The 25,183-nt window shown below is 27.1% G+C and carries 27 protein-coding genes and 1 riboswitch; of the genes, 2 read left to right on the top strand and 25 right to left on the bottom strand.

The features are described from left to right. Positions 1–49: 49 nt before the first annotated feature. The 13 genes from ACN6I1_RS05325 to ACN6I1_RS05265 all read right to left on the bottom strand — a co-directional run bounded on the left by ACN6I1_RS05325 (position 50) and on the right by ACN6I1_RS05265 (position 11,540). Positions 50–1,147, bottom strand: coding sequence for a Nif3-like dinuclear metal center hexameric protein (locus ACN6I1_RS05325; RefSeq protein ID WP_419743000.1), 1,098 nt, complete (start codon positions 1,145–1,147; stop codon positions 50–52). Then, positions 1,148–1,834, bottom strand: coding sequence for a tRNA (adenine(22)-N(1))-methyltransferase (locus ACN6I1_RS05320; protein ID WP_419742999.1), 687 nt, complete (start codon positions 1,832–1,834; stop codon positions 1,148–1,150). Positions 1,835–1,901: 67 nt separating this feature from the next. Further along, entirely contained in the window at positions 1,902–3,074 is a 1,173-nt protein-coding gene (gene rpoD / locus ACN6I1_RS05315; RefSeq protein WP_021429080.1) for an RNA polymerase sigma factor RpoD, read from the bottom strand. An 18-nt stretch (positions 3,075–3,092) separates the two neighbouring features. Further along, on the bottom strand, positions 3,093–4,910 hold the full coding sequence (dnaG, locus tag ACN6I1_RS05310; RefSeq protein ID WP_419742998.1) for a DNA primase: 1,818 nt from the start codon (positions 4,908–4,910) through the stop codon (positions 3,093–3,095). A gap of 259 nt (positions 4,911–5,169) precedes the next feature. After that, on the bottom strand, positions 5,170–5,943 hold the full coding sequence (gene aroF, locus ACN6I1_RS05305; RefSeq protein ID WP_021432589.1) for a 3-deoxy-7-phosphoheptulonate synthase: 774 nt from the start codon (positions 5,941–5,943) through the stop codon (positions 5,170–5,172). Next, positions 5,927–6,430 (bottom strand): 2-amino-4-hydroxy-6-hydroxymethyldihydropteridine diphosphokinase, encoded by a 504-nt coding sequence (folK, locus tag ACN6I1_RS05300; protein ID WP_021432588.1) that lies wholly within the window; start codon positions 6,428–6,430, stop codon positions 5,927–5,929. Before folK ends, aroF begins: the two co-directional genes overlap by 17 nt. Next, on the bottom strand, positions 6,423–6,788 hold the full coding sequence (folB, locus tag ACN6I1_RS05295; RefSeq protein ID WP_053830929.1) for a dihydroneopterin aldolase: 366 nt from the start codon (positions 6,786–6,788) through the stop codon (positions 6,423–6,425). The genes folK and folB overlap by 8 nt, the downstream gene beginning before the upstream one ends. A gap of 7 nt (positions 6,789–6,795) precedes the next feature. Beyond that, positions 6,796–7,587 carry a dihydropteroate synthase gene (gene folP / locus ACN6I1_RS05290; protein ID WP_419742997.1) on the bottom strand — a complete coding sequence of 264 codons (792 nt, stop codon included), beginning with the start codon at positions 7,585–7,587 and terminating at the stop codon, positions 6,796–6,798. Positions 7,588–7,597: 10 nt separating this feature from the next. Then, entirely contained in the window at positions 7,598–8,170 is a 573-nt protein-coding gene (gene folE, locus ACN6I1_RS05285; RefSeq protein WP_021429004.1) for a GTP cyclohydrolase I FolE, read from the bottom strand. 26 nt (positions 8,171–8,196) lie between these two features. Further along, positions 8,197–8,880: a hypothetical protein gene (locus ACN6I1_RS05280; protein WP_419742996.1), complete on the bottom strand. Its 684-nt coding sequence runs from the start codon at positions 8,878–8,880 to the stop codon at positions 8,197–8,199. After that, positions 8,873–9,619, bottom strand: a complete 747-nt coding sequence (locus ACN6I1_RS05275; protein WP_419742995.1) for an aminotransferase class IV — start codon at positions 9,617–9,619, stop codon at positions 8,873–8,875. The genes ACN6I1_RS05280 and ACN6I1_RS05275 overlap by 8 nt, the downstream gene beginning before the upstream one ends. Further along, positions 9,609–10,952 (bottom strand): aminodeoxychorismate synthase component I, encoded by a 1,344-nt coding sequence (gene pabB / locus ACN6I1_RS05270; protein WP_419742994.1) that lies wholly within the window; start codon positions 10,950–10,952, stop codon positions 9,609–9,611. Before pabB ends, ACN6I1_RS05275 begins: the two co-directional genes overlap by 11 nt. Continuing rightward, positions 10,953–11,540 carry an anthranilate synthase component II gene (locus tag ACN6I1_RS05265; protein ID WP_035117839.1) on the bottom strand — a complete coding sequence of 196 codons (588 nt, stop codon included), beginning with the start codon at positions 11,538–11,540 and terminating at the stop codon, positions 10,953–10,955. A 208-nt stretch (positions 11,541–11,748) separates the two neighbouring features. On the opposite strand from ACN6I1_RS05265, the gene ACN6I1_RS05260 reads away from it, so the two are divergent. Beyond that, positions 11,749–11,913, top strand: a complete 165-nt coding sequence (locus tag ACN6I1_RS05260; protein WP_021429032.1) for a hypothetical protein — start codon at positions 11,749–11,751, stop codon at positions 11,911–11,913. 14 nt (positions 11,914–11,927) lie between these two features. Here ACN6I1_RS05260 and ACN6I1_RS05255 read toward each other — a convergent pair whose 3' ends face one another. The 12 genes from ACN6I1_RS05255 to ACN6I1_RS05200 all read right to left on the bottom strand — a co-directional run bounded on the left by ACN6I1_RS05255 (position 11,928) and on the right by ACN6I1_RS05200 (position 22,892). Beyond that, positions 11,928–12,251, bottom strand: coding sequence for a hypothetical protein (locus tag ACN6I1_RS05255; RefSeq protein WP_021429202.1), 324 nt, complete (start codon positions 12,249–12,251; stop codon positions 11,928–11,930). A 92-nt stretch (positions 12,252–12,343) separates the two neighbouring features. Then, positions 12,344–13,039, bottom strand: a complete 696-nt coding sequence (locus ACN6I1_RS05250) for a polysaccharide deacetylase family protein (protein ID WP_419742993.1) — start codon at positions 13,037–13,039, stop codon at positions 12,344–12,346. 26 nt (positions 13,040–13,065) lie between these two features. Beyond that, complete coding sequence (locus ACN6I1_RS05245) at positions 13,066–14,067, bottom strand: CAP-associated domain-containing protein (RefSeq protein ID WP_419742992.1); 1,002 nt, start codon at positions 14,065–14,067, stop codon at positions 13,066–13,068. Positions 14,068–14,256: 189 nt separating this feature from the next. Further along, entirely contained in the window at positions 14,257–15,069 is an 813-nt protein-coding gene (locus ACN6I1_RS05240; RefSeq protein ID WP_114542983.1) for an MORN repeat-containing protein, read from the bottom strand. A 349-nt stretch (positions 15,070–15,418) separates the two neighbouring features. Then, positions 15,419–16,285 carry a YitT family protein gene (locus ACN6I1_RS05235; protein ID WP_195945817.1) on the bottom strand — a complete coding sequence of 289 codons (867 nt, stop codon included), beginning with the start codon at positions 16,283–16,285 and terminating at the stop codon, positions 15,419–15,421. A 36-nt stretch (positions 16,286–16,321) separates the two neighbouring features. Further along, positions 16,322–17,014 (bottom strand): LrgB family protein, encoded by a 693-nt coding sequence (locus tag ACN6I1_RS05230; protein ID WP_021429213.1) that lies wholly within the window; start codon positions 17,012–17,014, stop codon positions 16,322–16,324. Further along, entirely contained in the window at positions 17,007–17,381 is a 375-nt protein-coding gene (locus ACN6I1_RS05225) for a CidA/LrgA family protein (protein ID WP_021432575.1), read from the bottom strand. Before ACN6I1_RS05225 ends, ACN6I1_RS05230 begins: the two co-directional genes overlap by 8 nt. A 113-nt stretch (positions 17,382–17,494) precedes the next feature. Continuing rightward, positions 17,495–18,469 (bottom strand): WG repeat-containing protein, encoded by a 975-nt coding sequence (locus ACN6I1_RS05220; protein WP_419742991.1) that lies wholly within the window; start codon positions 18,467–18,469, stop codon positions 17,495–17,497. Between the two features lie 221 nt (positions 18,470–18,690). Then, on the bottom strand, positions 18,691–20,079 hold the full coding sequence (locus ACN6I1_RS05215) for a tetratricopeptide repeat protein (RefSeq protein WP_419742990.1): 1,389 nt from the start codon (positions 20,077–20,079) through the stop codon (positions 18,691–18,693). Positions 20,080–20,194: 115 nt separating this feature from the next. Continuing rightward, on the bottom strand, positions 20,195–21,580 hold the full coding sequence (locus ACN6I1_RS05210; RefSeq protein WP_419742989.1) for a UbiD family decarboxylase: 1,386 nt from the start codon (positions 21,578–21,580) through the stop codon (positions 20,195–20,197). Between the two features lie 110 nt (positions 21,581–21,690). Continuing rightward, the gene (locus ACN6I1_RS05205) at positions 21,691–22,494 is read right to left on the bottom strand and encodes a protein phosphatase 2C domain-containing protein (RefSeq protein WP_419742988.1); all 804 of its coding nucleotides are present in this window, start codon (positions 22,492–22,494) and stop codon (positions 21,691–21,693) included. 71 nt (positions 22,495–22,565) lie between these two features. Further along, positions 22,566–22,892 carry a hypothetical protein gene (locus ACN6I1_RS05200; protein ID WP_021432570.1) on the bottom strand — a complete coding sequence of 109 codons (327 nt, stop codon included), beginning with the start codon at positions 22,890–22,892 and terminating at the stop codon, positions 22,566–22,568. A gap of 143 nt (positions 22,893–23,035) precedes the next feature. Here ACN6I1_RS05200 and ACN6I1_RS05195 point away from each other — a divergent pair, with 143 nt between their 5' ends. Beyond that, positions 23,036–24,799: a peroxiredoxin gene (locus ACN6I1_RS05195; RefSeq protein WP_419742987.1), complete on the top strand. Its 1,764-nt coding sequence runs from the start codon at positions 23,036–23,038 to the stop codon at positions 24,797–24,799. 114 nt (positions 24,800–24,913) lie between these two features. Continuing rightward, a riboswitch (Lysine riboswitch) is annotated at positions 24,914–25,085 on the top strand. Positions 25,086–25,183 lie beyond the last annotated feature (98 nt).

Genomic DNA, 25,183 nt, shown 5'->3' with positions numbered 1-25,183 from the left:
CTCCATATTTTAAATAGCCTTAAGAATATCTTAAGGCTATTAATCATAGTTATATTATATCAAAAGGATTTAAATTTACATCACTTTTTATAACATCTATGTCAAATTCATTTTTTACATAATCAAACATTATATCTGAAAATACTTTTTCACTATCAAAATGCCCACAGTCAATCACTTTCATTCCCATATCAAGAGTATCTTGAGCATCATGATATTTCATGTCACCAGTTATTAAAACATCACAACCTGATTTATATGCTTTTTTTACCATATCAGCACCTGAGCCTGTAACTATTGCAACTTTAGATACAACACTATCTAATTCGCCTACTACTCTTAAGTGTTTTATATCTAGTTTTTCTTTAAGTATCATTCCTAAATCTTTAAATGTCATTTTAGATTTAAGTTTTCCGTACCTTCCAAGCCCTACAGATTCTCCTTTATTTTCTAGCTTATATAAGTCATATGCAACTTCTTCATATGGATGTGATTTAATCATTGCACTTATAACTTTATCTAATATTTTTTGAGGAACTATAGTTTCTATTTTAACTTCATGAACGCTTTCTAATGCGTTAGTCTCTCCAATATAAGGATTTGCTCCATCACAAGGCTTAAATCTACCTTCGCCTTCAGTAGTGAATGAGCAATCTTTATAATTTCCTAAATGTCCAGCTCCAGAATTTCCTAAAGCTATTCTTACATCATCTATATGTGTCTTTGGTACATAAACTGCTAGTTTATATAGATTTTCACTGTTAGTTTTATCTAAAATTTTCACATTTTCAAGTTCTAACATTTCTACAAAATAATCATTCAATCCGTCAAAAGCTATATCAAAATTAGTATGCATAGAATATATTGATATATTATTTTTTATTAATTTATGTATTAATTTCCCTTTTAAATCTGAAGTAGTAACTTTTTGCATTTTAGAAAAAATAAAAGGATGATGAGTTATTATCAAATTTATACCTTTGTCTATGGCTTCATCTACAACTTTTTCATTAGCTTCTAAACAAACCATTACTCTTTTAACTTCCTGTTCATAATCTCCTACTATAAGACCTACATTATCCCAATCATACGCTAAATTAAGAGGATATTTTTGTTCTATTTTTTTTATAAAACTTTTAAGTTTCATTTACAGCATCTCCTTAAGCTTTTCTATAACTTTAATAGTCTCATTTCTCTTATTTTCTATAGCTTCTCCACTTTTACCTTCTAGTTTTTTTATTATATTTTCATATGCAGATATTTTTTTATTTAAAAATTCAGCTAAAAGTTCATCCTTTTTTTCTATAAGTTTTTTTGAAACTTCATAATCTATTTCATCTGTAACTTCTGTTTTTCTTCCAGTATATTTAGCTACTATTATTTCATATATTCTAAAGTCTTCTTTTACTAAAACTTCATCTATAACTTCAAATCCATTATTATAAAGATATTTTCTAAGTTCAGCTTGTGCTTGCATTGGTTGTAATATAAGTTTTTCAGCATTTTGAGCAACGCTTTTTTTCGCTTCTATCAGTTCCCCTATAAGTATACCACCCATACCCGCTATTATAATTTCATCTACTTCATTATCATTTAAAACTTCTATTCCTGACCCTAGTCTTAAATCAACTTTGTCATCTAATTTATTATGTCTAACTTCTTTTCTTGCATTTTCTAAAGGCCCTTTATTCACATCTGCCAATATAGCAAAATCTATCTTTTTATTATTTAGAAGAAATACTGGTATATATCCATGATCCGTCCCAATATCTGCGATTTTTTTTCCTTCGTCTACAAGACTTGCTATTTTTAATAATCTATCTGTTAACTTCAATTTTCGTCGTCCTTTCATATATCTTTTATATACATAAAAATTCGCCTATTATAGACGAATTTTTTTATTAATCTAAGTAATCTCTAAGCTTTTTAGATCTACTTGGATGTCTTAATTTTCTTAAAGCTTTAGCTTCTATTTGTCTTATTCTTTCTCTTGTTACATCAAACTCTTTACCTACTTCTTCAAGAGTTCTAGCACGTCCATCTTCTAATCCAAATCTTAGTTTTAAAACTTTTTGCTCTCTTTCATTTAACGAACCTAAAACTTCTTCTATTTGCTCTTTTAATAAAGAATATGCTGCAGCTTCTGCTGGAGCTGGAGCATCGTCATCTGGTATAAAGTCTCCTAAATGACTATCCTCTTCTTCACCTATAGGAGTTTCTAAAGATACTGGATCTTGAGCAATTTTCATAATTTCTCTAACTTTATCTTCTGTCATATCCATTTCTTTTGCAATTTCTTCAGGTTTTGGATCTCTACCTAATTCCTGTAATAATTGTCTAGAAACTCTTATTAATTTATTTATAGTTTCAACCATATGAACAGGTATTCTTATAGTTCTAGCTTGGTCTGCTATTGCACGAGTTATAGCTTGTCTTATCCACCATGTAGCATAAGTACTAAATTTAAACCCTTTTGTATAGTCAAACTTTTCAACAGCTTTTATAAGACCTAAATTTCCTTCTTGTATTAGATCTAAAAATAACATTCCTCTTCCTACATATCTCTTTGCTATACTTACAACAAGTCTTAAGTTGGCTTCAACTAATCTTTGTTTAGCTATTTCATCACCTTCATGCATTCTTCTTGCAAGTTCAGCTTCTTCATGAGGCTTAAGTAGAGGTATTTTCCCAATTTCTTTTAAATACATTCTAACTGGGTCATCTATACTTATTCCTTTTGGAAGAGTTAAGTCTATTTGTTCAATTTCCATAGTATTTTCTTCTTTAGATATATCCTCATCAATACTATCATCTATATCCATGTTTGATATATCCATATCTTCTGAAGTAAATTCTATATCTGCATCAGCTTTTTCTTCTTTCTTCTGAATTACTTCAATTCCTAAGTTTCCAAGGGTCTCATATAAGTTTTCAACTTGATCTTTATCTAATTCTGTTTCAGAGAAAGCTTCCATTATTTCCATAAGTGTAAGACTTCCTTGCTTTTTACCCTTTTCTATAAGTGATTTTGCTGTTACTCTTTTAGATTCTTTTTTTGGTGTTTTAGTTTCCATACTTCAGCCTCCCTTCCTTTATATATTTTGTAATGTTTTTCTTAGTTCAACTATCTTTATAGCAATTTCCATAACTTGTACATCTACCTCTTTCGCATTTGAATTATCATTAGACTTTCCATTTTCTAATTCTTTTTGCTTCTTCAATAAATTATCTATATCATTTTGAAGCTTATTTCTTTTTATTTGTTTAACTATCTCTTCTATACTCTTTTTGTCATTAACATTAATGTTTTCTATCTTCATACTATACAAATTCAAAAGATAATCTTCGGATAAGTTTAAACTTTTTAATTTGTCAATAGTTATTTTATCCATTTCTTCATTTTTAATTATAAATTTTAAAATTTCTTTATTTTCATTTAATGTAAAATCATTTTCATCTAATTTTAAAATTAATAATCTTCTTATTTCTTTTTCTTCTAAAAGCAATCTAATTAATGTTTTTTCTATAATTTCATTTCCATTATTTATTATAGTCGGTCTTTTATATGCATTTTTATCTATTTGAACATGTCTATCATTTTTAAGCTTTGGATTATAATTAGATTTATAACTCTTTCCATAGACTTCTTTTTTTAAGGATTCTACACCTATTTTACTTTCTGAGCTTAAAAAGTTTATATAGTAATCTATATCAACTGGACTTTTTAAACCTTTTATTATCTTTGTAGACTCTTTAGTAAACTTTAATCTTTGTTCATCTTTAGATAAATCATAGTTTTCTTTACATTTAACTATTTTATACCTAATATAGTGAACAGCATCTGCTATGGATTTTTGGTATCCTTCAAGACCATATTTTCTTATAAACTCATCTGGGTCTTTTACATCTTTTAAATTTAAAACTTTAACATTTATACCTACGCTAGTTAATATATCTATAGCTCTTAGCGTGGCCTTAACCCCTGCATCATCTGAGTCATAAGAAATTACAACTGTATCTACATATCTTTTTAATAAATTCCCTTGATCTATCGTAAGGGCTGTTCCAAGTGTAGCACACACATTTCTTATTCCATATTGATACAATGAAATCAAGTCCATATATCCTTCTACTAGAATTACAGTTCTATCAGTTATATTTTTTCTAGCAAAGTTAAGACCATATAAATTATACTTTTTGTTAAATGCTAGTGTGTCTGGTGAGTTTAAGTATTTAGGAAGTGAATCATCAAGAACTCTTCCTCCAAATCCTATAACATTTCCTCTATAGTCAAATATTGGAAATATAACTCTGTTTATGAACCTGTCATAATATTTGTTTCCATCTTTTTTATATGTAACGAGACCGCATTCAACAAGTGTTTCTTTATCATAGCCTTTACTAATTAAATATTCCATAAGATTAGTCCATGCCTTAGGTGCATATCCTAAACCAAACTTCTTTATGATTTTGTCATCAAGACCTCTTCTTCTTAAATATTCATACCCATAATTTTTCTCTTTAATTAAATTTGAAAAATAATATCTGGCAGCTTCTGTATTTATGTCTTGAATCTTCTTAACCTTTTCCATCCTAATTTTGGATTGCTCATCCATATTTGTGTTTATTTCTATTCCACAATCTTTGGCTAACAATTTGACCGCATCCATAAATTCAAGATTTTCTATCTTCATAATGAAGTTTATTACATCTCCACCTTCTCCACATCCAAAACATTTATATATTTGCTTTGATGTATTTATGTAAAATGAAGGTGTTTTTTCCCCATGAAATGGGCATAATCCTTTGTAGTTTATTCCCGATTGCTGTACTTTAATGTAGTCTGATATTACCTTTACTATATCAGATCTGGATTTAATTTCTTCTATTATATCTTTTATATCATTCATATTATCACCTTCTGGTGTAATTTTTTTAACATTACTATTTTACAACATATTAGAAATTTGTCAAATATTCATTATACATAATTCGACTTTTTTTATTCAATTCCTTCTTTTTTATCTAATTTTATTTTTCAATTTAGCAAATTAAAAATATCACTTTACTATTTTGTATAATTAACACAAATTCAATACTATTTTTTTAATTTTTACAAATTTATTTTTAAAAACAAAAAATAAAAGAGGCTTAAAGCCTCTTAATTTTTTATAATTTTTTTATACTTTCCATTAAATCTTTAAACTCTTCAAAATGAAGAGATTGAGGACCATCCGATAAAGCTTCACTCGGATTAGGATGAACTTCAACCATTATACCATCTGCTCCTGCTGCTAGTGAAGCTATAGACATTGGTTTAACTAAATATCTAACTCCAGTTGCATGGCTAGGATCTACTATAACAGGAAGATTTGTTTCTTTTTTTATTATGGGTACTGCTGCTATATCTAATGTGTTTCTAGTATAATCATTATATGTTCTTATTCCTCTTTCACACATTATGATTTTATTGTTTCCACCTATTGCAATATATTCAGCTGCCCCTATCCATTCTGTTATTGTAGAGCTTATACCTCTTTTTAACATTACCGGTTTATCTTGTTTACCTACTTCACTTAAAAGAGTAAAGTTTTGCATATTTCTAGACCCTATCTGAATTACATCTGCTACTTCATATAACTTATCTAAATCTCTAGCATCCATAAGCTCAGTTATAACTGGTAAGTTAGTTTCTTTCTTTACAGCTTTTAAAATTTCTAGTCCTTCTTCTTTTAAACCTTGGAAAGATTTTGGAGATGTTCTTGGTTTAAAAGCTCCACCTCTTAACATGTTTGCTCCATTTGATTTTATAAATTTTGCAGTTTCTAAAAGTTGTTCATAACTTTCTATAGCACAAGGCCCTGCCATTATAATTTTATCATTTGGTATTTCTAAATTCTCAGTTATATTTATATTTAAATCATTACTAAATAGATTTTTCATTACCTATAAACTCCTTTACTTCTTCTCTTTCCTCAGTCGTCAAAGATTTTAGGTATTCATTTATACTTATATTATCTATTTTTAGTTTATCATTTAAATCTATAAGTGGTATCAATACAAATGCTCTTTCCTTTATTCTTGGATGAGGAATTTCTAAATTTTCTTCTTGTAAAATTATATCATTAAAAAATAATATATCAACATCTATTGTTCTTGGCCCCCATCTGATTTTTCTTTCTCTGTTTAAATCTTTCTCTACACCCTGACAAGCATTTAAAAGTTCATACGGATTTAAGCTTGTCTCTATTTCAATACACATATTCAAAAAATCTGCTTGCTCTTTATACCCCCAAGCTTTTGTTTCATAAAGCTTTGACTTTTTAGTTATATTTATGTTTGGATTAGAATTTAAAATTTTTAAAGCTTCATTTATATACCTTATTCTATCTCCTATATTAGTTCCTAAACCTAAATAAGACTTACTCATCTCTACTTCTCCTTATCTCAACTCCAAAGTAATCATAAATACCCGGAACAGGAGCTTCTGGTTTTTTCACTCGAACCATAACCTCTTGAATTAATCCAAACTCACCTAAAACTTCTTTAGATATGTTCTCAGCTAAGGCTTCTAGTAAGTTAAATCTTTTATTCTCTACTATTTTTTTTACTAACTCATATACATCGCCATAACTTACAGACTTTTCCATTTGATCTGTTAAGCCTGCTTCTTTTGTATCTAGATATAACTCCATATCTATAAAAAACTTTTGTCCTAATACACTTTCTTCTTTAAAAACTCCATGATAGCCATAAAACCCCATATTGCTTAATAATATTTTATCCATTTTATACCTACCTTCTGCATATAGCATCTGCCACTTTTATCGCTCTTATATTTTCTAATACATCATGTACTCTAACAATATCTACTCCAGATTTAATTCCTAATACGGTAGTTGCTATAGTTCCTTCTACTCTATCTTTAGGTTCTAAATCTAAAATTTTTCCTATCATAGACTTTCTTGATGTACCTAGAAGAATTGGATATCCTAGATCTTTTAATTCATCTAGCCTTGTCATAACCTCTATGTTTTGTTCTAATGTTTTTCCAAATCCTATACCTGGGTCTAGCACAATTTTTCTATCATCTATTCCAGCACTTTTAGCTATTTTTATACTTTCTATTAAAAATTCCTTAATAGATTCCATTATATCTTTATCATAATCTGTTCCATCTTGATTATGCATTATACATACATGCGCATCATGTTTTGCTATAACACTTGCCATATTTGGATCTTTTCTAAGCCCCCAAACATCATTTATCATATCAGCACCTAACTTTAAAGTTTCTTCTGCTACAATAGCTTTATATGTATCTACAGAAACTTTAACATTTAGCTGTTTTTTTAATTCTTTAACAACCGGTAAAACTCTTCTCAATTCTTCTTCAGCATCTACTATTTGGTGTCCGGGTCTAGTTGATTCTCCACCTAAATCTATTATATCTGCTCCACTATCTATCATTTCTTTGGCATGATTTAAAGCTTTTTCTATACTTGTATAACTTCCTCCATCTGAAAAACTATCTGGAGTAACATTTAAAATTCCCATTATATAAGTTTTTTTGCCATATTCAAACATCTAACCGCTCCTATCTCATGTTAATTAAGCTCATAGCTTCTGCTCTTGCAGCTATGTTCTTTTCAAATATACCTCTTACTGCTGAGGTTATAGTTTTAGATCCTGGTTTTTTTACACCTCTCATAGTCATACACATATGTTCAGCTTCAACTACAACTATAACTCCATATGGTTTTAATTCTTCCATTATAATATCTGCTGTATCTTTAGTTATTCTCTCTTGAAGTTGAGGTCTTTTTGCTAGGTCCTCAATTACTCTAGCTAATTTAGAAAGACCCGTTAATCTACCATCTTTAGGTAGATAAGCAACATGTGCTTTCCCAAAGAATGGAACTAAGTGATGTTCACAGCAAGAATAAAAAGGTATATCTTTAACTAAAACTAATTCTTCATGTTCTTCAGATTGGAAAAGTATTTTTAAATGATCTCTAGGGTCTTTATGTATTCCTGAAAATATCTCTTCATACATTTTGGCAACCCTACTTGGAGTATCTAGTAATCCTTCTCTATTTGGATCTTCACCTATCGCTTCTAAAATATCTCTTACAGCATTTTCTATTTTTTTCTTATCTACATTATGCATATAATTGCCCCCCTTAAAATTAGTAATTATTTTTCACATTTAATCTTTTTAAATACATATTCATATACTTTTTTAAGATTATTATAGTTATAGTCTTTATACACGTTTTTTGACAATTCAAATAATTTTTTTTCATTTTCACTTAAATATTTAAATATTTTTTTATCCTTAGGCATCCATTTGCCACTTATAATAAAGTATCCCTTTATTATATCTTTTAGATATATATTAGTCAAAAACTCATATTCATAATTTTCAAAATCATCTTTTTTCTCTAACCTAGATATATTCTCTAGTATAGTGTTTTCCATTACAAGGATTTCTTCATTAGATAATTTTTTAGGACCTTCATTATATTTTTCTTTAGATAAGTAAATTAGTTTATCAGATATATTTTTTTTATCATATATAACTTTTGCATTTCTCATTTCATTTATAAAAAAGTATTCTTTATTATAAATCATAAATTCAATATATCTTTTAGAAAATTTATTAATATCAAATTCTACGCCATTAAATTGTTCTTGTTTTCTAATTTGATCTTCATTTTGTTCAGAAACTATAAAAAGATCTATATCTGTTATATTTTCTATATTTTTTTTATTGTATATATCTTTACTTGATCCTACTAAAAATATAGCTATTGTATTTTCATCATCTTTAATGTTTTTTATTTTTTGTTCATAGGTTTTGATAAAGTTTTTAATCATTAATTTTGCTCCATAATTTTTCAAAAATATTATTAAAACATTCGAATTTTATTTTATTTATTTGACTTACTTTCATAACTCCCATTAAACTATTACTTAAAAAGCAAAACTCGAATTTTTCTATATCCGTTATTTTTATATCACATTGTTCTATATTAATTTTTAGTTCTACACATAACTCCATAATCCTTCTTTTCATAGTTCCATTTAAGATAGGTAATCTTTCATGTGGAGTATATATTTTACCTTCTTTTATAAAAAATATATTACTCATAGAACACTCTAAAATCCTGCCATAACAATCTGTAAAAATAGCATCATCACATCCATTATCAGCTGCAAACTTTTTAGTATATATACTTTCAAAGTAATTAGTAGTTTTATGTCTATATATTATGCTATCTCCTCTTGTTATAGGCGAGATGCATAGCTTAAATCCTCTGTTGTATATTTCTTGATTATAAACAATATCTCTAATTGACAAATTGTATCCTTCATCGAACATAGTCAATCTAAGTGCTTTGTTGTTTATTTTTTCACATCTTATATATTCTATTATTTTTGTTTCTATAAAACCTCTACTTTCATTTATATCTAAATCCAAATCATTTATAGATTTAAATATCCTATCTAAATGTAAACCTAAGTACATAGGATGCCCATCTTTAATTTTTATGGTTTCAAATACTCCAATTCCAAATTTAGTTAATTGACTGTTAAATGATACATTATTCTTCATAATATCCTCTAACTGCTTTCATTATAGATTTAGCTTTATCTAATGTTTCTTGGTATTCTTCTTCTGGATTAGAGTCCCATGTTATTCCTCCACCAACTTGGAAAAATATATTTTCATCTTTTTTAATTAAAGTTCTTATAGCAATATTAAAATCCATATCTCCATTAAACCCTATATATCCAACTGAACCAGTATATACATTTCTCTGTGTAGGTTCTAATTCATCTATTATTTCCATAGCTCTTATTTTAGGTGCTCCAGTTATTGACCCTCCAGGGAATGTTGCCTTTATAATATCTGTACTACTTAAAGAATCTTTAAGCTTCCCAGTTACCGTAGATACTAAATGACTAACATTTGCATAAGGTTCTATAACAAATAACTCAGGTACCTTAACTGTTCCTATTTTAGATACTTTTCCTAAGTCATTTCTTTCTAAATCTACTATCATAAGTAGTTCAGCCTTATCTTTTTCACTGTTTCTTAATTCTTCTTGAAGTCTATTGTCTTCTTCTACTGTTTTCCCCCTAGGTCTAGTTCCTTTTATAGGTCTTGCTTCTATAGTGTTATCTATACATTTAATAAATCTTTCTGGTGAGTTTGATAAAACTTGATAGTTTTCAAAATTTAAGAAAGCAGCAAATGGAGCTTTACTTACATCACGTAATCGCTTGTATAATTGATAGCTAGATAAATTAGTTTTGCCTGAAAATCTCTGAGTTAGATTTGCTTGATATATATCACCTTGTTTTATATAATCTCTAACTTTTTCTATTGCATTTATGTACTCACTTTTTTTAAAGTTAGAACTTAATTTAACTTCATCTATATTTTCATTTTTATCAAATTCTAAATCTTTTTTATTAGCATTTAAAATTTTCATCTCTATATCTTTTAATATATTAGACTCTATTTGTTCATCAATACCAGGAGTTGCTATAAAAGTCTTATTCAATAAATGATCTACAACTATTACAAAATTATAAAATCCAAAATATAAATCATATACATCAGTGTCATCTATAGCTGTTCTTGGCAATTTTTCTATATAATTTCCTATATCATAAGATAAGTATCCTACTGCTCCTCCTATAAACGGAATTTCAGTATTATTTTCAACCTTATATCTATCCAATTTTTCTTTTAATTTATCCAAAGGATTTTCCTTACTATTTTTTAGCTTTATACAATCAAATGGTCTTGAGCTTATAAATGAGTATCTTCCCAATTTTTTTTCATCCATACCACTATCTAGTATAAAACTGTCTTTTTCATCTTTAAATAAAGTATATATTTCAAATGCATTTAGATCTGTATAAATTTCTTTTAACATCTATTTAACCTCCTCATTCCCTCTAAATTGATTTATAAAATTTCTTAATATATCATGTCCTTGCTCAGATAAAATAGCTTCTGGATGGAACTGGACACCTTCTATATGGTAATTTTTAGATCTAACTCCCATAATTTCTCCATCTTTTGTTTTCGCTGTAACTTCTAACTCATCTGGCAATGAACTTTCATCTATTATTAGAGAATGATACCTAGTCACATTCAACGGATTTTTCAAATTTCTAAATACACCTTTATTGATATGTTCTATAGGATGCACCTTTCCATGTACAGGCTCATTAGCTTTGATTATATTTCCTCCAAATGCATGTCCTATTATCTGATGTCCTAAGCATATTCCTAAAATTGGTTTAATTCCTTTAAAGTGATTTACTAAATCAACACATATACCCGCCTCTTTAGGAGAGCAAGGTCCTGGTGATAAAACAATAATCTCAGGATCCAGATTTTCTATATCCTTTATAGTTATTTCATCATTTCTTTTTACTATAATTTCTTCTCCTAGCTCACCTAAAAACTGAACTAAATTATAAACAAAAGAATCATAATTATCTATCATTAATATCATAAAATACCCCCTCCATCTCAACAAACTTCATAAAATTTATTTATTTTTTATTTTTCTTACAAGTTAATTATATCTTTGTTAAGAAATCCATGTCAATATAGTCGTTTTTGGTGAAATTATTGGTAATATGTTGAGTATATTTATTTTGCTTAATCAAAAACTAGTATTGATATACTTACTAATTTATACATTATCAGGAGGCTTTGCAATGAATAAATATATTATAATAAGATCTGATACAAAATCAATATCTTCACCTATGTCTAAAAAAGAAGCCTTAAAGACTATGAAGTCTTATGACAGACAAGGCATATCATCTTTAATAATATATGAAAATAAAGAAATCAATTTAAACTTTTCTAAAGTTAGATAAATTAAAAAAGGAGCTTAACAGCTCCTTTTACTCCATCTATAACCTACGTTATAATATTTTTCTTTCTTTCCTTTTTTACTTCTAGTTTCTATAAGTTCATTTATCTTGTCAACGTATTTATCATCATTAGTTAACCTGATTAAACTAGTTAGATAATATGCATTTGTGCTTTTTGGTATCTTTTTATTTATGACTAAGTCTATAGCCTTTTTAGCTGCGTTAAAGTTTTTTAAATGTGTATGTCCTTCTTCAAATGTTTTCTTAGTGTTATAAGCTATATAACCTTCTTTAACTTGAAATATAATGAATTCTTTTTTTTCAAATACTTTGTTATACATACACTTCATCCTTTTTAGAAATAGTCTTATTATATAATATTAAAATTTCTAAAAAAGTGAATCTATTTTTAATTTTTTATATTAAATTTATTTTATTCATAAAGTTCTGACACGGTTACAAATTTATAACCTCTTTTTTGCATTTCAGGTATAAATATATCTAGAGCTTCTACAGTGTTATTTGTGGCATAATCATGAAGTAAAATTATATCTCCATTCTCAACATTATTTATTATTTCATTTGCTATATTATTAGCTCCTGGATTTTTCCAATCCTTTGCATCTACATGATCCCATAATACAACTTTATATCCGTGTTTTTCTACTATTTTAGCTAACTCTTCCTTTTTAAAACTTCCATATGGAGGTCTAAATAAAGTTGGCTTTTTACCAGTCATTTTGACTATTATTTCCTCGCATTTTAAAATTTCTTTTTCTAATTGATCATTTGATAAGTTTGAAATATCAGGATGATTAAAAGTGTGATTTCCTATCTCATGACCTTCTTTGCTAGCTCTAACAAGAGGTTTACTATACCAATTTGCGTGTTTTCCAGCTATAAAAAAAGTAGCTTTTACATCGTGCTTTTTCAATACATCTAAAACTTCATCAGTTTCTTTTGGGTGAGGTCCATCATCAAAAGTTATAGCTAAATATTTTTTATCTCTAGGCCCGTTTTTTATAAATACTTCTTCATTTTTTTCACAAAATGATACTTTAGTAATAGACATCATAAAAAATGCAGCTATTAAAATTATTGAGTACAGTCTAAATTTTTTATTTTTCATTTTTGTACTTCCTTTCATTATGTCAATTATTCACTAAAAAAGTTTTGAGTGTAATATAATTTATAATGTCCTCCAAAACTAACTCCTACTCCTATATTTTTATAGTCACCTAAAATATTTTTTCTATGCCCTATAGAGTTCATTAATGCTTCATGAGCATAAATAGCATTTATTTGCCCTGCAGCTATATTTTCACCAGCTAAGCTGTATCTTATGTGTTCTTTTTTCATTCTATCAAAAGGACTTTGTCCTTTTTTATTTTCATGATCAAAATAGTTTTTGTCTCTCATATCCTCGCTATGTTTTAGAGCACTAACACTAGCTTTAGAGTCAAAACTTAATCTATTTAAATTTTCTCTATCTCTAACACTATTTATAAGGTCTATAGTTTGTTTTTCAAAACTTATTTTTAACTCCTCACTATATTTAGGATAAATATCTTTTGAACTTTCTTCAATATACTTGTCTATAACTTGATATGATGTAACTTTACTTTCATTGTATAAATCATAAAATACAGTAATATATTTATTATCTTCTATAAAAATATCAAATTGATCTCTAGAATCAATCATAAATTTAGTATTTCCTTTTTTCTTATATTCTATTGATTTATGATTTTCTCTAGTAAAATCAATACTATCTCCGAGTTTTATTCCATTTATATCAGATGAGTCTATAGAATTGCTATAAAGAGCTACTACTTTTTGATTTTTCATTCCTACCATAGCAAAATTGTTTTTAACATTATTGTATACATACCAATCAAAGCCATACTCACTTATATCTTTTCTATTAGGGTTTCCAATTTTGCTTATTACGCTTTCTTCTGTATCTCCAATTTTAATTTCCATATATCTTTTTATGTTTGTATCATTTAAAGATACAATAGCTTTTACATCTTCATTTTGACTTGTATCTCTAACTTCTTCATTTTGTTTAAAATTCAAATCAAAATCAATGTTGGTTTTATCTATAAATACACATATCGCTAATATAAATATCATTAAATATAATAATTTTTTCAAACAATCACTTCCTCGTTATAATAACTATTTGTAACGTTTTTTAATTATATACATTTATTTATATTTATATTCTTGTTTAGCAAATAAAGTAAGTATAAAAATTTAGTTTATTTTAGTAGCTATATACACTAAACACTTGATTCTATTCTTCTTAAACGAAAAAATAGACTAGCCTATAAATCTGCTAGTCTATTTTATACTTGATATAAGTTCATCTAAACTTTTATTAAAAATACTAGGCTTATCAAACTTCCAATTTCCTTGATAAGATATTTCATCATTTATATAAAAAGTTCCAAATCCATGTCTTTTACCGTGTTTAAATTCACCTACATATCTTTTATTATCTGGCCATGTGTAAACACCTTGACCATGAGGTAAATTATTCTTAAACTCGCCTTCATATATTATAAATCCATTATAATCATAACAAGTTCCTATTCCTTCCATTTTGCCATGTTTAAACTCACCTATATACATACCACTATCTTTCCATGTATATATCCCATGACCTTCTTTTTTACCATGTTTCCAATTACCTAAATATTCATCATCACTTGAATAAATCATTTTTCCTATACCTTCCATGACATCATCTTTCCATTGACCTATATACAAGCACTTATTAGGTAATTCACATACTCCATTTCCATTTTTCATATCATCTTTAAAATCGCCTACATATTCAAGTTCACTTCCATCATCTTGTAAAAATATATATGTTCCTTTTCCTGTCATTTGTCCATCTATTAATTTGCCTATATATTTATCTCCATTATAGAATGTATGTATTCTACCGGAAGCTTTTTCACCAGAATTATCTGTATTAGGTACATGTATGCCTTGCCCATTTTCTAATGCTAGTACCTCTTGTTTGCAGTGCGATGATTTTTTTAATCTAAACTTATTAAAAAAACTTATACGCTTAACTTCTTTTTCTATGTTATGTACAGTTTTTTTGTATATTTCTATTAAGTCTTTGTTATTTACTTCTGCATTCATATAACTACCCCACCACTTCCAAATTACATTTTTTCATGTTTAATATTATTATATATTAAAATTCTACTTTTTTTCTATAGTTTCACTAAATTTTAGTCTTTTAAATAAACAAAATAAAACAAAGAGCACGCAAAAACGCATGCTCTTTGTTTTATTTTTCGATCTTAATTTAATTTTTTCTAGTAATCCGCTCTAAATTTTTTACGCACAAATAAAAATTTACACTCTAGAAACTATTATGTATATATTTTATAGTCAACCCGAATTAAACAAATCTAGATATTGTTAAGTGATGATTCCATACATCACATAATCTATTTTATCTTTATTTTTATTTTTTATACATAATTTATAAATATTTTTCTTTAAATCCTCTACCTTTAACTTCATTTACATCATTTACTGATATAAATGCTTTTTTATCATGTTCTAATGCTATCTCTTTAATCTTAGGAATCTCATTAGAAGAAACTATGCAGTATATTATTTGTTTTTTCTCATGAGTGTAAGCACCCTCAGCTTCTATTAACGTAACCCCTCTTATAAGATCTTTCATTATACATTTAGCAATTTCTTCACTTTTACTAGAAATTAGCATCACTGATTTTTGATTATTCATCATATCTTTTACTATATTCATAGAATATACATTTAGGAACATTGCAATTAAAGTGTACATAGCTAGTTCTAACCCAAATAAGCTAGCTCCAATACAAACTATTAAAAAGTTCATGAAAAGCCCAGTATCTTTCATCGCAATATTTTTCTTTACTTTCAAAATGGCTGCTATTATATCTGTTCCACCTAATGATGACTTAGCTTTAAATACGATTCCTAATCCTACTCCACCTAGTATACCTCCGTATACAGTTTGTAGTAATAAATCATTTACAGGTATATAGTGCCCTATATTTTGAGTTATACCTAATATAAAAGAAAATAAAATCATGTTGATTAAACTCGTTATACAAAATTCTTTTTCCAAGAAAATAAATCCTAATATAAATATAGGTATGTTAATTAAAAATGATAATACCCCTATGTTCATATGAGTTACAAAGTTTAATGCAACTGATAATCCAGCAACCCCTCCACCTAGTAAGTGTGCTGGTTTTAAAAATCCATTTATTCCTATCGAGGAAATAGTTATTCCAAGTATTATAACTAGGTATCTAAGTGCGATATTTTCTTCTAATGTGTTGTTAACCTGACTCATTATAATTCTCCCTTCAAAATCAGTTAATGTATAATATTATTTTAAAAAGTTTATTAGTATAGGTATTAGTATTACAGTTATTGTTCCTGATATCCCTATAGCTAATCCGCTCATTGCCCCTTCAATTTCTCCTAATTCTAAAGCTTTAGTAGTTCCTAGAGCATGTGATGCTGTTCCTAATGCAATACCTTTTGACACTGGATGCTTAGTATTTATAAATTTAAATATAGGTGTAGCTATCATAGCTCCTACTATACCAGTTAAAATTATAGCAACAATAGTTACAGATTCAATTCCTCCTAATGTAGAAGTTAAAGAAATTCCCATAGGTGTAGTTATAGATTTACCTAATAATGAGTCCATTATTAATTTATTAGAATTTGTTAACCTACTTATTACTACAATACTTGCAAATGAAACTAAAACACCTGTTGTTATTCCTATTATAATTTCATGTAAATGTTTCTTTAATAAATCATATTGCTTATATAGAGGTATTGCTAATACTATAGTTACAGGTGATAAGAAAAAGTTTATAGTATCTCCTCCTATTTTATAGCTTTCATATGAAATATGACTTAACTTTAAAAATAATATTATTCCTAAAATAGCTAGTAACAAAGGGTTGAATACCGCTAATTTTGTCTTCTTTTGAATATACACTCCTATACTGTAAAATACTATAGATACTACAATTCCAAATATAGGTGTCTGTAATACGTTATACATTTCCTTGTCCTTTCTTGCTCTTAATTTCTATCATTTTTTCAACAACGATAGCAGTTATAACCATAACTAAAGTAGTACTAATTATTATTGTAGCAGCTAAAACTATAATATTTGAACCAATTAAATCTAGTGAATTGATAAGAGACACCCCTGCAGGCACGAAAAAGATAGCCATATTATCTAAAAAGAAATTTCCAAGTTCTTCTATAGATTCGACTTTTATAATTTTAGATTTTAAGAGTACAAATAATATAACCATTCCTATTATACTTCCAGGTATAATAATTATATTTGATAAAAATGAACTAATGTATTCTCCTACGGCCCATATCGCTAGTATCAGAGCCAGTTGTCTTAGTAATTTCATTTATCTTCTCCTCTTTTTTTTGTAAAATTAAAGGGATATTTCCTACCCCCTTTAACTTCCATATATATATTACTACTATATGTTTATTTTTTCAAACCTAATTTTAGTATGTTTTACCCTAATTTTATCAAAATTTCCCCATTTTTATCTATATAGTTATTGTTATCTCCATCAATTATCTGTGCATATCCATTTTCAAAATCTGAAACTGATTTTAAGGTAGGAAGTATTTTTATTTTTCCTTCTTTATTTAAAAATCCCCATAGACCTCCTTTTGGTATACTCATACCCCTAGTAAGTGCATTTGAGCCTATATTAAATCTCGCTAAACCATCATTAAATTCACAAGCATAGTCAAATATAGGTTCGATAACGATTTCACCCGAGGTATTTACATATCCCCATTTATCATTTATACATATAGGAGCTAGCCCTTCACTAAACGATTTGGCTCTATCAAATTTAAAATCTATTATTTGTTCTCCATCTTTATTGACATAACCCCATTTGTCATTTAGCCTTACCCCTGCCAATCCTTGTGAAAAATCATTAGCTATATCAAATTTAGGATTTATAATAAACTCTCCAGTTTTGTCTATGTAACCGTATTTATTCTTAGTCTCAACTAAAGATATACCTTCTTTAAATTGATTTACATAGCTAAATGTAGGTTCTATTATAACTTCTCCTTTCTTATTTATATAACCCCATCGTTTATTTATTTTCACTGATGCCATTTCCTCACTAAAATTTGATGCAGCTTCAAATTTTATGTCTATAACTTGGTTTAAACCTTTATCAAAAAACCCGTATTTTCCATCAATCTTAACTCTCGATAATCCTTCACTAAAATCCGATGCACTATCCAAATGTAAAAATATATTGTTATATCCACTTTCCTCCATGTATCCAAAAACCCATCTAACCGACTTTCCAATACGTTTTATATACGTTACAATGCAATACCCATCTCTAAATCGTTCTGACACATATTTAAATTTTGGTTTTATAACTATGTTATTATTTTCATCTATAAAACCATACTTTCCATCTCTTAGTATAGGAAGAAACAATTTTTTAGTTGACATATATTACCTCCTTTTTTTTAATTATTAACACTTCTCTAATAATTAATATTATATTTTTTAATTTCCTATACTAATTTTCAAATATAAATAAATAATTTATAAAATTTAATACTCTTATTTCATAAATATCATAATTATTTTTTATATAAATAAGACTATCAGTTTTCTAAATTTTTACTAAATATAATTTTAAAAAACAAAAAAAAGAGTGCATAGCACTCTTATCTTTCTTTTAATATTGATTCTACTTGTGAGTTATTATACATACTATCTGGGTCTTCAGCTCTTAAACTATAGAATGTTTGTTGAGCCTTTTCTAAATCTCCTTGCTTATAATAAAGCATCCCCATATTGTAATAACTGTCATCATAATAATTATCTGATGGCTTATACGTATTTACATATTTTTTATAATATTTTATAGCTTCTTCATTATGTTTAGTTTTTTCATTTAATTGAGCTAATTGGTATATAGCTTCTGATATATATTTCTTTGTTTTACCATTTTTAACTACTAATTCTAAATATTTTATAGCCTCTTCATTTTTTCCTTCTTTTTTAAGGTCCATAGCTTGATTAAAAAGCTCTTCTTCATCTCCAACTATAACTTCAGATTTAGCTTCTTCTTCTTTTGTCTTATCAGTTTCCGTTTTAACTTCTTTTAATTCATCTTTTGTTTTATCTAGCTTTTCACTTGTTTCTGTTAACTTTTCTTCTTTTGCAGCTACTTGATCATTAAGATGATTCATCTTTTTCTTATTGTTTAAGTATAAGGCCCCAATAGCTAATACTAATACAGCTATTAATGTATATAATGGCATATGACTTTTCTGTTTTTTTGAAGCTTCTTTCTTTTCTTCTTCTTTTTTCGGAGTTTTTACAATCTCTTTTTCAAATAATAAGTTATCTTTATCAACTTCTCTTAACTTATCCATATACTCATTAGCTTTTACATTATCACCTAATTTTTCATATATTAAGTGTAAAAGTAAATAAGGCTCTATAAGTTCCGGCTCTTCTGTTCTTATATTTTCAAGTATTTGTATACTCTCTTGGTACAATTCATTATTTACAAACCTTACCGCATGATTATATCTACTTAAAAATATATTAAATTCTTCTGAGCTTAATATGTTTACATACTTCTTAGCTAATTCATTATTATCATAGCACGAACTTTTGTAAAAACTTTCAAACGCTTCGTCAAAATTACATTTTAAAAGCTTTAATAGTCCTTTTAAATTTAATATATCTACATCTTTAGGATTTAATTCTAATGCTTCTTCTATTATATCAATCGCACTAGTCATAAATTTTCTTTGAATCATATTTAATGCTTCATTATACTTCTTATACGATTCTAATTTTAATTCTCTAGTATCTTTTTTTTGTTTTTTAGTTTTATGTTTTAAGTTTAGTATAGTTTCATCTTTACTATTACTTGTTACATACGTTTTTTTAAGCGTTTTTAAAGTTTCATGTATTTCTTCATCATCTATGTTAAAAAAAGTAGTATCATTGCTATCTTCACTTATTAACGATATATCAATTATTTTTTTATGTAGATTTTTTATATCGTTTTCTATATTTAACCTTAAAATAATAATCACCCTCTCTCAAAAATATCATACTATTAAAATACCATATTAAATCAAATTAGTCAAAAGTATACATTTTTTTACAAAACCCAAATACAAAAAATAAAAGCGTGAATTCACGCTTTTATTAAACTTTGTTTACACTATTTTCATCCACTTTATAAATTTCTTTTGAGTATGGATTTATTAGATAAACTTCTTTAGATTTAAAGAATCCTCTATTTACTACAGCATAATAATATATATCATTTTTCTTTCCAATAAATTTATTAACAACTTCTGGTTTATCTACATATTTTAATGATTTTTCTTTATCTTCAATAGTTACATATTTAAACTTTTCATTTTTTTCACTTAATTTCTTTTCTAAGATACTTTGAGCTGTGCTTTTACTTATAGTAAACTCTACAGTTCCATTTGATGATGCTCTCCAGTGTCCATCTCCATATCTATTGTTATACGATTTTTGTTCATCTAGATATGAGTATACCTTTTTATTTCTAGGGTCAATTAAAAATTCATCTATTTTATCTTTACCAACAAACGTTTCAGCATAATAGTATTTACTACCATTCAACATTTGTTGGAATATATTAGCTTTTAAATCTGCTACGTCTATTCCACTTTTTTTAGATATTAACTGTATTACCTCTTCATTAGTCATATTATACATCTCTAAGTTCTTCTCAAACTCTGAAGACAATGCGTCTAACTCGTCATCATCTAAGTAATATTGCTTCAGATAATCTATGTATTCTAAAGCTTTTTGATAGTTTCCATTTTTATTTTCTGTTTTTGCCATCTCTACATAGTAATCGTACATTTCTTTTATACATTCTTCTTTTTTATCCTGAGCCAATTCATAGTATCTTTTATCATCAGTTATAACTTTATCAAAATCTTCAATAGCCTCTTTGTACATTTTTTTGTTTTGATTTTCTACACCTTCGTTATAAACCTTCCTTGAATCTTCTATGACATCTATTTTTTTTGCATATACATATATTTCATTTTTTGATATCTTTAATGTTGATACTGCTTGTATATATCCCATTGCTGTATTGTAGCTTATTTTTTCTTGTAAATATAAATCATTTACTCTTTTGGCTTGATTAATTATACTATCGGTATCTATGTAAACTGTATCTAATTCGTTAATTATATTTATTAGCGAAATAAAGTAATCCTTACCTATCTCACCTTTTATATATTTATCTCCATATGTTACAAGTATTTTATTTACTTTCTTAGATAAGCTTTTACTAAGTCTATTCATTTTAGTGTCAGAAAACTCTTCTTTAATTTTATCATAGTACGATATTGCCTCTGAGTAGTTTCTTTTTTCTATGTACCCTACAAGTTTATTACTTTCACTACCTACGCTAAAATTATCAGCAGTAAACATTATAAATATTCCTATCAAAATTATGCCTAAAACAGTCAATGCAGATTTTATTATTATTTTATTGTTTCTATCTATAAATTCTACTATTTTTTCAAAAAAACCTTTCATAATCAATCTCTTACCTTCCTTTAACAGCAATATAAATGTTTTACTATTAATTATACCATATATATCTAGTATTAACTATATTTTCTAGTTTATATCAAAAAAACAACATATTATTTCAATGTTGTTTGTAATATAAAAACTATACTTATATCATCCTTACTATTATTAGTTGATAAAGTTTCTAAATATTTTTTGTATGTTTTTTTTAAATTATATTTAGTGAATACATTTTTTCTATACTGGTTTATAGTATACTTCAAATTATCATCTAAATCTTTATAAGTTCTGAAGCTATTTGTAAATCCATCTGAAAACAACACTATAGAATCAACATCCAATTTATTAACTTTTTCTATTTTTAAATCTATATACTTGTAAGCATCATCTAAATACATAGAATTCAAAACCCCTTTTACCTTACTTTCTTTTGTATACTCCACTAAATTAAACTCATTGCCATATTCAACTATATCTCCATCTCCTATTTGCAAGTATAGTTTAATGTTGTTTGTTATTAAAACACCTATAAGGGTAGTTCCGTAAAGTACATAATCTATATCATAAACATTTGGAATTTTAGTTTTAAAGTGATCTATAACATATTCTCTCCATTTTTTTTGAATACTTTTTTCTATACTTTTATTTTCTTTTAATTCTTTAATAACTGTTTCTAAAGTATCTTCATCTAAATTCTTTGTATTATTGTATAAATCCGTTAATATATCAATACATGCATTACATGCAAATTCTGAACCTTTATAACTATATTTACATCTTCTTATTCCATGTCCATCACCTATTGCACAAATCACTCCATTTTCCAATTTTTTATGGATTAAGTAATCCTGTGACCCTTTATTTTTAAGCTTGTTTTTGTATCCAATCGTACTGCTTGAAAATATATCGTATTTCATCCAACCCCCCCTTAACTTATTATTTATTATATTAGTGAACATAAAAAAAAGTACAGTGTACCCTGTACTTTTTAAGATATTTTTCTTTTTCTAATTGACTCTCTACTTCTAGTAGATCTTTTAGCTGGTTTAACAACTTGCTTTCGTCTTTGAGTTCTAGCACCAAATATTCTCTTGCTATCACATAAAACCCAGCATGGTGTTAGTGTTAAAACCATAGCCATAGTTAACATAATATAATATCTAAATCCTATGAATATCCCATTAAAAGCATTTACCAAAATTAAAACACTAATAATGCTTACAGATATTACAGATGATAATACAAAAATTCTCGAAATGTCTGAAAATGTTCTAGTAATTCTTGCCACTTTTTTATTTTTTCGGCTACTTTTCATGTTTATGCCCCCTAATTACAACAAATAATACATAGTTCTAATATAATAAATATAACAAATTTGTATTAAAATAGCAATTCTTATTAGTAACATTAACCAGTTATAATTAATAAATTAAATATTAAGAATAACTTTACAAAGGAGTGATTTATTTGCCATGTCTTCCTAACTTAGGTACTAAAGCACCTAATTTCAGCGCAAATACAACTCAAGGACCTATCAAGCTTTCTGATTACAAAGGTAAATGGGTTGTATTATTTTCTCATCCTGGTGATTTTACACCAGTGTGTACAACAGAATTTTTATGTTTTGCAAAATATTATTCTAATTTTAAAAAAAGAAATACTGAACTTATAGGTCTTAGCGTTGATAGCAACAGCTCTCATTTAGCTTGGCTATACAATATATTTTTGCATACAGGTATTGAAATTCCATTTCCTGTAATAGATGATAGAAAAATGGAAATTTCTAGATTATATGGAATGATTTCAGAACAAATGAGTGATACATCTACCGTAAGATCTGTTTTTATAATTGATCCAAATCAAATTTTAAGAACAATATTATATTATCCTTTGACTACAGGAAGAAACATTCCTGAAATAGTTAGAATAATAGATGCCCTTCAAACTTCAGATGAACATAATGTTTTAACACCTGCTGACTGGCTTCCTGGAATGCCTGTAATTTTACCACCTCCTAAAACTTATAAAGAGTTAAAAGAAAGAATTAAAAGTTGTGACAAAAATAAAAGCTGCATGGACTGGTATCTATGTTTTATAGATGATAAAACTTCTAATAACAAAAAATTAGATTATAAAATTAATGTTAAAGGTCGACCTCAAATAGATTCCCCAGAAAATAATATCCCAGTTAACCCTAACTGCCCTGATTTAAGTAGATTAGTAGGGACATACGTTTTGGGAGATCCTACAAGTGTCGATGCGTTTTTGCTTGATTTTGTAATATATGCATTTGTTGAGATTAAACCTGATGGTACTTTATTTGTTCCAACACCTCGTTACTTACGTCAATTAATTTCACTTAGAAAAGACAATCCAGACCTTCAGGTAATTGCAGCTATTGGTGGATGGGGGCAAGACGGATTTTCTGATGCTGCATCTACTCCAGCTTCTAGATATAATTTTGCTCGCCAAGTAAACTCACTTATAAAGCAATATGACTTAGATGGTATAGATATAGATTGGGAATATCCTGGAACTAGTGGTGCAGGTATTAAATCTAGACCTGAAGATAAGGAAAACTTTACACTTTTATTAACAGCTCTTAGAGATGTAATTGGAACTGATAAATGGTTAAGTGTTGCAGGTACTGGAACAAGAGAATATATAAATAAAAGTGCAGAAATAAATAAAATAGCTCCTTTAATTAACTATTTCAACTTAATGAGCTACGATTTCACTGCTGGTGAAACAGGTGAAAAAGGGCAAAAGCATCAAGCAAATTTATATGAATCAGAACTTTCTTTACCAGGATATAGTGTAGATATTATGGTTAATAATTTAATTGAAGCTGGAATGCCATCAGAAAAAATATTACTTGGAGTTCCTTTCTACGGCAGACTAGGAGCTACTACAACTAAATCTTTTGATCAGCTTAGAAAAGACTTTATAAATAAAAATGGATATACATTTAAATTTGATAAAGAGGCTCAAGCTTCATATTTAGTAAAAGATAATGAATTTGCTATGTCTTATGATGATATGCTATCTATTTATATAAAAACTCAATATGTAATAGATAATTGTCTTGGAGGTATTTTCTCTTGGATGGCACCTTATGATAAAGCAAATATACTCGCTAAAGCAATGAGTGATGGAATTAATAATCCTAGTGAATTAAGACGTGAAATAGAAGAAACGTATGGTTCTAGCTTTTTAGTTTAAAAAACAGTCTATCTTAATAAGATAGACTGTTTTTTATTTTCATAAAATTTAAATTTATATTTACAATTTAATTTAATATGTTATAATTAGATACATAAATTTAAACAGAATATAACTAATGGTAGAGGTTGCATTATTAAATAGTACTATTATTGAGGGAAAGCACCTAAGATTTAATAGGAAAGGTAATGATGCCGAAATATATAAGTTAAGCTTAAAACTTATATATTGGGGTTATGTATAAGATATATAACACTGTCACTTTATGTGGAGGGCTATCTTTAGATTAAAGTTATTATATTTTCAAATTATAATTTCAGGTCTAGGAATATCTCTTAATATTCTTAGACCTTTTTTATTATCATTCTCCATTCTCGTTATATT

It is taken from the genome of Paraclostridium dentum, assembly GCF_048568265.1.
GTDB classification, from domain to species: Bacteria; Bacillota; Clostridia; order Peptostreptococcales; family Peptostreptococcaceae; genus Paraclostridium; species Paraclostridium dentum.
Note: the sequence above shows the minus strand (reverse complement) of the source record. Positions and strands in the feature narration are given on the sequence as shown.

Coding starts and splice junctions, on each gene's coding strand:
- ACN6I1_RS05210 (WP_419742989.1), bottom strand. CDS start 21,580: ATGAAAGGTTTTTTTGAAAAAATAGTAGAATTTATAGATAGAAACAAT.
- ACN6I1_RS05260 (WP_021429032.1), top strand. CDS start 11,749: ATGAATAAATATATTATAATAAGATCTGATACAAAATCAATATCTTCA.
- ACN6I1_RS05220 (WP_419742991.1), bottom strand. CDS start 18,469: ATGTCAACTAAAAAATTGTTTCTTCCTATACTAAGAGATGGAAAGTAT.
- rpoD (WP_021429080.1), bottom strand. CDS start 3,074: ATGGAAACTAAAACACCAAAAAAAGAATCTAAAAGAGTAACAGCAAAA.
- ACN6I1_RS05225 (WP_021432575.1), bottom strand. CDS start 17,381: ATGAAATTACTAAGACAACTGGCTCTGATACTAGCGATATGGGCCGTA.
- folP (WP_419742997.1), bottom strand. CDS start 7,587: ATGTTTGAATATGGCAAAAAAACTTATATAATGGGAATTTTAAATGTT.
- ACN6I1_RS05235 (WP_195945817.1), bottom strand. CDS start 16,285: ATGAGTCAGGTTAACAACACATTAGAAGAAAATATCGCACTTAGATAC.
- pabB (WP_419742994.1), bottom strand. CDS start 10,952: ATGTTAAAAGAAATTTATACAGATCTAAATGCATTTGAAATATATACT.
- folE (WP_021429004.1), bottom strand. CDS start 8,170: ATGCATAATGTAGATAAGAAAAAAATAGAAAATGCTGTAAGAGATATT.
- aroF (WP_021432589.1), bottom strand. CDS start 5,943: ATGAAAAATCTATTTAGTAATGATTTAAATATAAATATAACTGAGAAT.
- ACN6I1_RS05325 (WP_419743000.1), bottom strand. CDS start 1,147: ATGAAACTTAAAAGTTTTATAAAAAAAATAGAACAAAAATATCCTCTT.
- dnaG (WP_419742998.1), bottom strand. CDS start 4,910: ATGAATGATATAAAAGATATAATAGAAGAAATTAAATCCAGATCTGAT.
- ACN6I1_RS05280 (WP_419742996.1), bottom strand. CDS start 8,880: ATGATTAAAAACTTTATCAAAACCTATGAACAAAAAATAAAAAACATT.
- ACN6I1_RS05275 (WP_419742995.1), bottom strand. CDS start 9,619: ATGAAGAATAATGTATCATTTAACAGTCAATTAACTAAATTTGGAATT.
- ACN6I1_RS05230 (WP_021429213.1), bottom strand. CDS start 17,014: ATGTATAACGTATTACAGACACCTATATTTGGAATTGTAGTATCTATA.
- ACN6I1_RS05255 (WP_021429202.1), bottom strand. CDS start 12,251: ATGTATAACAAAGTATTTGAAAAAAAAGAATTCATTATATTTCAAGTT.
- ACN6I1_RS05265 (WP_035117839.1), bottom strand. CDS start 11,540: ATGATATTAATGATAGATAATTATGATTCTTTTGTTTATAATTTAGTT.
- ACN6I1_RS05250 (WP_419742993.1), bottom strand. CDS start 13,039: ATGAAAAATAAAAAATTTAGACTGTACTCAATAATTTTAATAGCTGCA.
- ACN6I1_RS05240 (WP_114542983.1), bottom strand. CDS start 15,069: ATGAATGCAGAAGTAAATAACAAAGACTTAATAGAAATATACAAAAAA.
- folK (WP_021432588.1), bottom strand. CDS start 6,430: ATGAGTAAGTCTTATTTAGGTTTAGGAACTAATATAGGAGATAGAATA.
- folB (WP_053830929.1), bottom strand. CDS start 6,788: ATGGATAAAATATTATTAAGCAATATGGGGTTTTATGGCTATCATGGA.
- ACN6I1_RS05200 (WP_021432570.1), bottom strand. CDS start 22,892: ATGAAAAGTAGCCGAAAAAATAAAAAAGTGGCAAGAATTACTAGAACA.
- ACN6I1_RS05205 (WP_419742988.1), bottom strand. CDS start 22,494: ATGAAATACGATATATTTTCAAGCAGTACGATTGGATACAAAAACAAG.